This is a genomic window from Actinomyces bouchesdurhonensis, assembly GCF_900128465.1.
GTDB classification, from domain to species: Bacteria; Actinomycetota; Actinomycetes; order Actinomycetales; family Actinomycetaceae; genus Pauljensenia; species Pauljensenia bouchesdurhonensis.
Map to the genome: position 1 here is coordinate 4,797 of NZ_LT635864.1, position 8,376 is coordinate 13,172.

8 protein-coding genes and 1 pseudogene (1 of these 9 cut by a window edge) are annotated in these 8,376 nt (G+C 64.8%); 7 read left to right on the plus strand and 2 right to left on the minus strand.

Annotated elements, in window-relative coordinates; translation table 11 throughout:
* The 7 genes and pseudogenes from BQ7477_RS13205 to folK form a co-directional block, all read left to right on the plus strand.
* Nucleotides 1-210, plus strand: partial view of a TilS substrate-binding domain-containing protein gene (locus BQ7477_RS13205; protein WP_478209442.1) — the 3' portion only. 174 nt of this gene lie to the left of the window's left edge; 210 of the gene's 384 nt are visible here — the last part of the coding sequence; its start codon lies off the left edge, out of view; the stop codon is at nucleotides 208-210.
* 90 nt (nucleotides 211-300) lie between these two features.
* Nucleotides 301-855, plus strand: coding sequence for a hypoxanthine phosphoribosyltransferase (hpt, locus tag BQ7477_RS01770; protein WP_073982590.1), 555 nt, complete (start codon nucleotides 301-303; stop codon nucleotides 853-855).
* Between the two features lie 28 nt (nucleotides 856-883).
* The gene (gene ftsH, locus BQ7477_RS01775; RefSeq protein ID WP_073982591.1) at nucleotides 884-2,887 is read left to right on the plus strand and encodes an ATP-dependent zinc metalloprotease FtsH; all 2,004 of its coding nucleotides are present in this window, start codon (nucleotides 884-886) and stop codon (nucleotides 2,885-2,887) included.
* Complete coding sequence (gene folE / locus BQ7477_RS01780; RefSeq protein ID WP_073982592.1) at nucleotides 2,884-3,453, plus strand: GTP cyclohydrolase I FolE; 570 nt, start codon at nucleotides 2,884-2,886, stop codon at nucleotides 3,451-3,453. Before ftsH ends, folE begins: the two co-directional genes overlap by 4 nt.
* Nucleotide 3,454: 1 nt before the next feature.
* Nucleotides 3,455-4,321, plus strand: coding sequence for a dihydropteroate synthase (gene folP, locus BQ7477_RS01785; protein ID WP_073982593.1), 867 nt, complete (start codon nucleotides 3,455-3,457; stop codon nucleotides 4,319-4,321).
* 10 nt (nucleotides 4,322-4,331) lie between these two features.
* On the plus strand, nucleotides 4,332-4,715 hold the full coding sequence (gene folB, locus BQ7477_RS01790; RefSeq protein ID WP_073982594.1) for a dihydroneopterin aldolase: 384 nt from the start codon (nucleotides 4,332-4,334) through the stop codon (nucleotides 4,713-4,715).
* Nucleotides 4,693-6,171 (plus strand): annotated as a pseudogene (folK, locus tag BQ7477_RS12215) (2-amino-4-hydroxy-6-hydroxymethyldihydropteridine diphosphokinase); the annotation flags it as partial. The gene folB and the pseudogene folK, both read left to right, overlap by 23 nt.
* A 94-nt stretch (nucleotides 6,172-6,265) precedes the next feature.
* On the opposite strand, the gene disA reads toward folK, so the two are convergent.
* Both disA and BQ7477_RS01805 read right to left on the minus strand, forming a co-directional pair.
* Nucleotides 6,266-7,336, minus strand: a complete 1,071-nt coding sequence (gene disA, locus BQ7477_RS01800; protein ID WP_073982595.1) for a DNA integrity scanning diadenylate cyclase DisA — start codon at nucleotides 7,334-7,336, stop codon at nucleotides 6,266-6,268.
* Between the two features lie 36 nt (nucleotides 7,337-7,372).
* A partial coding sequence (locus BQ7477_RS01805) for a magnesium chelatase domain-containing protein (protein ID WP_073982596.1) occupies nucleotides 7,373-8,376 on the minus strand: 1,004 nt, incomplete at its 5' end.

Sequence of the window (8,376 nt, forward strand, 5' to 3'; positions counted from 1 at the left end):
CGCGCCCTGCGTCGGGCGGCCCGCGAGGCCGGGGTGCGTACCCTGGCCAGCGTGCACGTTGACGCACTGGATCGCCTGGTCACCGCCTGGAGGGGCCAGGGGCCGATCCTTCTTCCCGGCGGAGTGGCCACGCGTGTGGGCGACGGCAATGAGGCGACGATTCTCATCGAAGCGAGCCGCGGCATGCCCGCCGCGTTGCGCTCACAGTGAGAATGCCTGCCTTCCCTGCGCACACGCGCGTTTTTATGGCACGCTTATAGTGCAACCGCTCGCGGAGCAACGATACGAAAAGAGGACACGGTGGATGCCACCGACATGGGAAACGATCTGAAGGAAATCCTCGTCACCGCCGAGGACATGGACCGTCGGCTCGGCGAGATGGCCGAGCAGATTGACCGCGACTACGCCGGTCAGGAAATACTCATTGTTGGTGTTCTGCGCGGCGCCGTTATGGTTATGGCAGACCTGTCGCGCAAGCTGCACACGCCCCTTGAAATGGACTGGATGGCCGTCTCTTCCTACGGATCTGGGACGAAAAGTTCGGGCGTCGTGCGTATCCTGAAGGACCTCGACCAGGATGTGGCTGGGCGTCACGTGCTGATCGTCGAGGACATCATCGATTCTGGCCTGACACTGTCCTGGCTGCAGGCGAACCTCAGTGGACGAGGCGCCGCCTCCGTGAAGATCGCGACCGCGATGCGCAAGCCTGCCGCCGCGAAGGTAGACATCGACGTGGCCTACGTGGGCTTTGACATTCCCGACGAGTTCGTCGTCGGCTACGGCTTGGACTATGCGGAAAAATATCGCAACTTGCCCTTCGTTGGGACGCTCCAGCCCCACGTCTACAACAACTGACCGCAACGGAACCTGATAAGGGACATACGTGAACGATAAGACGAAGAATAAGCGCCCGAGTTTGGCGTGGGTGGCGATCCCCCTCGTTGTCCTGTTGGCGGGCGGGTGGTTCCTCTGGCAGGCCTTCCAGCCTCGTTCGATCTCCACGTCCGAAGGTATGGCGCTCATCGCTGGGACCACGGTCGAGAAGGTCGTGCTGAACGAGGGCACTCAGCAGGTGAATCTGACGCTGAACGAGGACTACCAACACGCCAGCACCGGCGCGGATGATCCGGCGGCCAACCTGGGTAAAAACGTCTACTTCACGTACTCCTACGTTCAGACGAAGGACATCTTGGACACGGTGGCAGCCCAGGCCCCCGCCAAGGGTTGGAACGCTGTGCGTCCCCAGTCCAGCGCCTTGGGAGCAATGGTTCAACTCCTCGTTCCGCTGCTGGTCCTCATGGGTGCCTTCTACTTCATCATGCGTTCCATGTCGGGTTCGCGGATGATGGGCGGCTTCACGGCGTCGCGCGCAAAGGAATTCAACCAGGAGCGCCCAGAGGTGACTTTCGCGGATGTCGCCGGTGAAGACGAGGCCGTGGAGGAGCTTGAGGAGATCCGCGAATTCTTAGCTTCCCCCGATAAGTTCCACAAGGTGGGTGCGCGAATTCCGCGCGGCGTCCTGCTGTACGGCCCTCCTGGAACGGGTAAGACCCTGCTTGCCAAGGCTGTTGCGGGCGAGGCGAAAGCCCCGTTCTTCTCGATCTCGGGTTCAGAGTTCATGGAGCTGTACGTGGGTGTAGGTGCCTCGCGCGTGCGCGAACTTTTTGAACGCGCGAAGAAGAACGCGCCGGCCATCATTTTCGTCGACGAGATTGACGCCGTTGGTCGTCACCGCGGCAGCGGTATCGGCGGCGGCAACGACGAGCGTGAACAGACCCTCAACCAGCTCCTGGTGGAGATGGACGGCTTCGACGAGCGCGCCAACATTATCTTGATTGCCGCGACTAACCGCCCTGACATTCTGGACCCGGCGCTGCTGCGCCCGGGCCGTTTTGACCGCCAGATCGCGGTTGAGGCCCCGGACTTGAAGGGGCGCGAAGCGATCCTGAAGGTGCACGCGCAGGGCAAGCCGCTCACCCAACAGGTGAATTTGCGTCAGATCGCTAAGCGTACTCCCGGCTTCACGGGCGCGGACTTGGCGAACGTCCTTAACGAAGCCGCGCTTCTGACCGCTCGTTCCAACATGCAGTTCATTGACGAGCGAGCCATCGACGAAGCTATTGACCGCGTCATTGCAGGCCCGCAGAAGCGCACGCGCGTCATGAATGACCATGACAAGGCCGTCACCGCCTACCATGAGGGCGGTCACGCGCTGGCCGCCGCCGCCCTGAACTACACTGACCCGGTCACCAAGGTGACGATTCTGCCGCGCGGGCGTGCGCTGGGGTACACGATGGTCATGCCCACTGAGGACCGTTTCAACAAGACCCGCAACCAGCTCCTCGACGATTTGGTGTACGGCATGGGAGGACGCGTCGCTGAAGAAATCGTGTTCCGCGACCCTTCGACAGGCCCCGCCAACGACATTTCGCAGGCTACGAAGACAGCCCGAGCGATGGTTACCGATTACGGTATGAGCGATCGTATCGGCATGGTTAAGCTGGGAGACACCGACACCGAGGCCTTTGGTCACGGCAGCGGCGACGCGCCGCGTTCGTTCTCCGACGAGACCGCCGCGATCATCGACGAGGAGGTTCGTCGCCTCCTGGATAATGCGATGCGTGAGGCGTGGGAGATTCTCACGACTAACCGCGCCGTCCTGGATACGCTGGCTGCCCGCCTCCTCGAGGAGGAGACCCTCGACGAAGCCCAGCTCGCCGAGATCTTCAAGGACGTCGTCAAGGCACCTAAGCGCCCCGTATGGAACTATCAGTCCGACGCCGCCGTGCCCGGCGCCCGCCTGGGCAACCCGGTCGGCCTGAACTCAGCCGAAGCCACCTCAGATGCCTTCGATGCGCCGGCGAGCAATTCCGAGGAGCAAGCGTGACCTACGATGCTGCAGCCGTGGAGAAGGCGTCGCGTGACCTGCTGGTCGCTATCGGCGAGGATCCCGAACGCGAAGGCCTGATCGGCACCCCCGATCGCATGGCTCGCGCGTGGCGCGAAATGTGCGCCGGTCTGGCCGAGGACCCGCGAGAGCACCTGCGTACGCAGTTCCATGCGGGCACCGACGAGCTGGTCCTGGTCCGCGACATTACCTTCCATTCGGTGTGCGAGCATCACCTGCTGCCCTTCTACGGGCGCGCGCATGTGGGATACATTCCGCGCGGCGGTGTCGTGACGGGCCTGTCGAAGCTGGCTCGCCTCGTAGAGGGCTACGCCCGTCGCCCTCAGGTGCAGGAGCGGCTCACCGCCCAGGTCGCTGACGCCATCGACGAGGTGTTGAATCCTCAGGGAGTCATCGTCGTCATCGAGGCGGAGCACCTGTGCATGTCGATGCGTGGCATCTCCAAGCCAGGTTCGTCGACCGTGACCAGTGCGCTGCGCGGCATCATGAGCGACGGTGCAACGCGCGCTGAAATGATGGCACTTGTTCTCTCCGGGAGCCGATGACATGACGATGCTTCCCCTGCCCGCGGCCCCGGCCTCGTCCCCTGTTGTGCCCTCTCTAAACCTTCCGGGTTCGCTGACGCTTCCCAACGGACGGGCGGCGATCATGGGTATCCTCAACGTCACCCCCGATTCCTTTTCGGATGGTGGCCGTTACCTGGATACGGGCGCGGCGCTCGCGCACGCGCGCGCCATGGTGGGGGCCGGCGCCGACCTGATTGACGTGGGCGGGGAATCGACGCGACCGAACTCGACGCGCATTAGTGCCCAGCAGGAGTGGGAGCGCATCGGGGCCGTCGTTGCGGCTTTGGCGAGCGCGGGCATCATCGTGTCTGTCGATACGCTGCATGCCTCGACGGCGCGAGCTGCCGCCGAGGCGGGTGCGGCGATCGTTAACGATGTGAGCGGCGGTCGCTGGGATCCGCAGATGAATGAGACGGTTGCGGCCACGGGGTGTGCCTACGTGGTGCAGCACTACCGGGCGCTGCCGGGGATGCCAGGGGAGTCCTTCGACTATGGGGATGACCTCGTGGGGACGATCATTGATCGAATCAGTTCGCAGGTGAACGCCGCTCGTGATGCGGGTGTGGCACCTGATAAAATTGTTGTCGACCCGGGCCTCGGCTTCTCGCTGACGAACGATCAGTGCTGGCAGATTCTAGAGGAACTACCCCGACTGACCTCCTGCGGGTACCCTGTACTCATCGGAGCGTCGCGTAAGCGTTTCGTCAAGGCCCTCGGAGGCGACGTCGACACCGACAGCGCAGCCATCGCTGCCTACGCCGTCCGAGCAGGCGCGTGGGCCGTGCGGGTCCACGACGTGGCGGCCACCGCGGCAGCCATCGCTCGAAAGGAGAACGACGGTGAGTAGCAGGCGCGTCATGATCGCCCTCAAAGGACTGGGGGCGCTGGCCAACCACGGCGTCTACGACTTCGAGCGCAGCCAGGAGCAGCGCTTTTACGCCGACGTCATCATGTGGGTCGAAACCGCGGGCGCGACCGACGACATCGCCGCCACCGTCTCCTACGCCGACATCGCCGACGAGACCATGGCGGTCCTGACCGGCAACGCCGTCGACCTCATCGAAACACTCGCAGAAACCATCGCATCGCGCGTCATGAGCCACGAGGGCGTTGTTGGAACCGAGGTCACCGTCCACAAGCCTGACGCGCCCATTGCACACCCCTTCTCAGATGTGTCCGTCACCATACGCGTCGGCGAAACCGGTGCCCTGCCGCNCGCGACCGAACTCGACGCGCATTAGTGCCCAGCAGGAGTGGGAGCGCATCGGGGCCGTCGTTGCGGCTTTGGCGAGCGCGGGCATCATCGTGTCTGTCGATACGCTGCATGCCTCGACGGCGCGAGCTGCCGCCGAGGCGGGTGCGGCGATCGTTAACGATGTGAGCGGCGGTCGCTGGGATCCGCAGATGAATGAGACGGTTGCGGCCACGGGGTGTGCCTACGTGGTGCAGCACTACCGGGCGCTGCCGGGGATGCCAGGGGAGTCCTTCGACTATGGGGATGACCTCGTGGGGACGATCATTGATCGAATCAGTTCGCAGGTGAACGCCGCTCGTGATGCGGGTGTGGCACCTGATAAAATTGTTGTCGACCCGGGCCTCGGCTTCTCGCTGACGAACGATCAGTGCTGGCAGATTCTAGAGGAACTACCCCGACTGACCTCCTGCGGGTACCCTGTACTNCTGGCTATCGGCGGTAACCTCGGCGACGTCCCGGTCACACTCATGCACACCGTCGAAGCCCTGTCCTACATGGAAGGCTTCCAAATCGAGGACGTCTCGCCGATCATGCGCACGAAGCCGGTGCTCGCCCCCGGCCAGGCGCCCCAACCCGACTACTGGAACGCCGTCGTCGTAGGTTCCGCCATCGCGACCCCCGACGAGCTCTTCGCCCAGACCAGCCGCATCGAACGCGAGCTCGGCCGCGAACGCCACGAGCGCTGGGGGGCGCGCAGCGTCGACATTGACATCATCCAGGTCGAGGGCCTGGCTTCCTCCGACCCTCTCCTCACGCTGCCGCACCCACGCGCCAAAGAACGTGCCTTCGTGCTGGCCCCCTGGCTCCTGTGCGACCCCAATGCCGTCCTCGAAGGTGTCGGCCGCGTGTGTGACCTGCTCGCCACAACGCCCGACCGTGAGGGCATCATCGACGCCGTCGACGACTGGCTCGAAGATCCTTCAGCCGTCATGGCTGACTCTGACCAGCTGCTGGCACAGCGCGCCGAGAAGGCCAGCGCCGACATGCGCGAGCTCCTCGAAACTCTCACCGGCGAAATCAGCCAGGTGACAGACCTGGTCACCCGAGACGGTGAACCCTTCGGAGATGCCCCCGCCCCTGACGGCCCCGCCGAGCAGGTGCGTGCGGCAGGTGAGCAGGCGAACGCCAGCGGCGCGCACGCTGGTAACTCGGCCACTTGGAACAGTGTGTGGAACCGCTGGGCCTTCACCGACGTCGGCGAAGACATGTCCCGCTCCATGGGGATCGAACGCCCCGAAGCCGCGCCCGTCACTGAGGACACCGAGAGCAGTGAGGACACCGAGGATTGTCCGCCGCCCGTTGCGCAGCCCGCGACCCCCGCGCAGCGCGCAGCCAGCATCGCCCAAGCCGAAGAACAGGGCACGCTGCTGGATAAGGACGCCGACACGGGATCCGCGGGCGTCGTCGCACCGATTCCCGCACCTGATGCCGTGCCCGNGTAGCGCACTGTCGCACGGGACCATTGAGGGTGCGCCGGTCGGTGTCTCGCCCGGCGGACAGCGGATAGCTACGCGCGCTCAGCAGGTGACGCATCCGCTACCAGCCGACGACGCCCGTGCCGACCGCCTGCGCCTGGTGGGCGAGGCTTTCGGCGATCAGCTGGGCGCGATAGTGGCCAACCCCGTCGATGACTTCGATGTCGGCGACGCTCGCGGCGCGCAGCTGCGTGAGCGTGGCAAAGTGCGCGGAAACCGCCTTGATGGCGTTCCAGGACAGGTGGGGCACCAAGGACAGGGCGCGCACACCCCGGGGCGTGATTTCGCGGTCCAGGTCAGCGACCTCGTACACGTCCAAGCCTAGGATGTTCGCGATAGCGGTCAGGTCGACGATACGTTCGGAGCCGAGGGAGGAGAGTTCTGCTTCGACGCGGGCGACGTCCTCGGGGTCGCGGATGTAGTCGCGCATGACGAGAGCACGCTCGGAGGCGGAACCGCGCACGAGATCCTCGACCTGAAGGGCGAGGAGGCGCCCCTCGGAGCCGAGCTCCTCCAGGTATTCGGTGATCTCGGAGGTGATGCGCCGGATCATCTCCATGCGCTGCATGACAGTGGCGACGTCGCGCACGGTTGCGCTGTCGCGCATTTCGAGGATGGTGAGGGTCTGGAGGACCTCGTCGAGGCGCTGGCTGTAACGGTCCAGGGTGTCCACGGCCAGGTTGGCGCGCGACAGGAGAGCCTCGGGTTCTTCGACCAGGCGGTGCTCCGTCCCCACGTAGATCGAAATCATACGCATCGATGCCGACAGGGACAGGACCGGCAAGTGCGTTTGGCGCGCGGTGCGCTGGGCAGTGCGGTGACGCATACCGGATTCGTCGGTGGGAATCGTGGGGTCGGGGAAGAGCTGAACGTTCGCCTTGCGAATACGCCACAGGTCGGGGTCAATGATGACGGCGCCGTCCATTTTGCACAGTTCGCGCAGGCGCGCAGCCGTGAAGGCGATGTCGAGGTCGAAGCCCCCTGAGCACATTGCTTGAATGTCGGGCGTGTAGCCCAGGACGATGAGAGCACCCGTGTGGGAGCGCTGGATGCGTTCCAGTCCTTCACGGAGAGGCGTACCGGGCGCGACTGCGCGCAGTGCTTCTCGTAGGATCGCTGCGTCGGACGTCAATATGCTTCCCTCCCAATCGAGTAGCTTCGCTCTCTATTATTGCGAGTCCGTGGGGAATGCGACGCGAATTGCCGTCGCTAAATCAGAGACAGTGAACACGGTGATGCCGTCCACGCGGGCAAGGTCCTCACTGCCCTGGGCTGGGACGATGGCGGTGGAAAAGCCCAGGCGGGCGGCTTCCGCGAGCCTGCGCCGGGCGCCCGTGCAGGCACGAATCTCACCCGTCAGCGAAATTTCGCCGACCGCGACGAGGTCGGGGCGCGGGGGAACGCCCTTGAGTGAAGAAACGATGGAGATGGCCATCGCCAGGTCGATTGCGGGTTCGACGGTGCGCGCGCCACCGACCGTGGACACATACACGTCCGCTCCCGAGGTGTCAGCTCCGATGCGGGCCTGCAGGACCGCCAGAACCATGGCAACGCGCGCATGGTCCACGCCCGACGTGGTGCGCCGGGGGGAACCACCGGAGGAGGGGGCGACCAGGGACTGGATCTCGGTGGGCAGGGGACGACGCCCCTCCAAAGAGACGGCTGCGCACGTGCCGGGCACACCCCGCGTCGTGCGCGACAGGAAGAGCCCAGAAGGATCAGCGAGGCCGTCGATCCCGAAGTCAGTCAACTCGAAACAACCGACCTCGTCCGTGGGACCGTAGCGGTTCTTCACCGCGCGCAACAGGCGCAGGCGCGAATGCCGGTCGCCTTCGAACTGACAGACAACATCCACGAGATGCTCGAGGATACGCGGACCCGCGATACCGCCGTCCTTCGTGACGTGCCCGACCAGCAGGGTCGGCAAATCGGATTCCTTTGCGACCCGGATAAGGGAACCGGCGACAGCCCGCACCTGGGCGACGCCGCCCGCCCCGCCCTCGACCTGCGTGGAGAAGATGGTCTGCACCGAGTCCACGACGAGCAGGGACGGACCCACGGCCTCGACGTGCCCAAGGACGACTCCGAGATCCGTCTCATCGGCGATCAGCAGGTTCGGCTCCAGGGCACCAATCCTCTCAGCGCGCCCGCGCACCTGCGCAGCTGACTCCT

Bases quoted from the DNA above. Each gene is read 5' to 3' on its own strand.
- folP (WP_073982593.1), top strand. From the start codon at position 3,455: ATGACGATGCTTCCCCTGCCCGCGGCCCCGGCCTCGTCCCCTGTTGTG.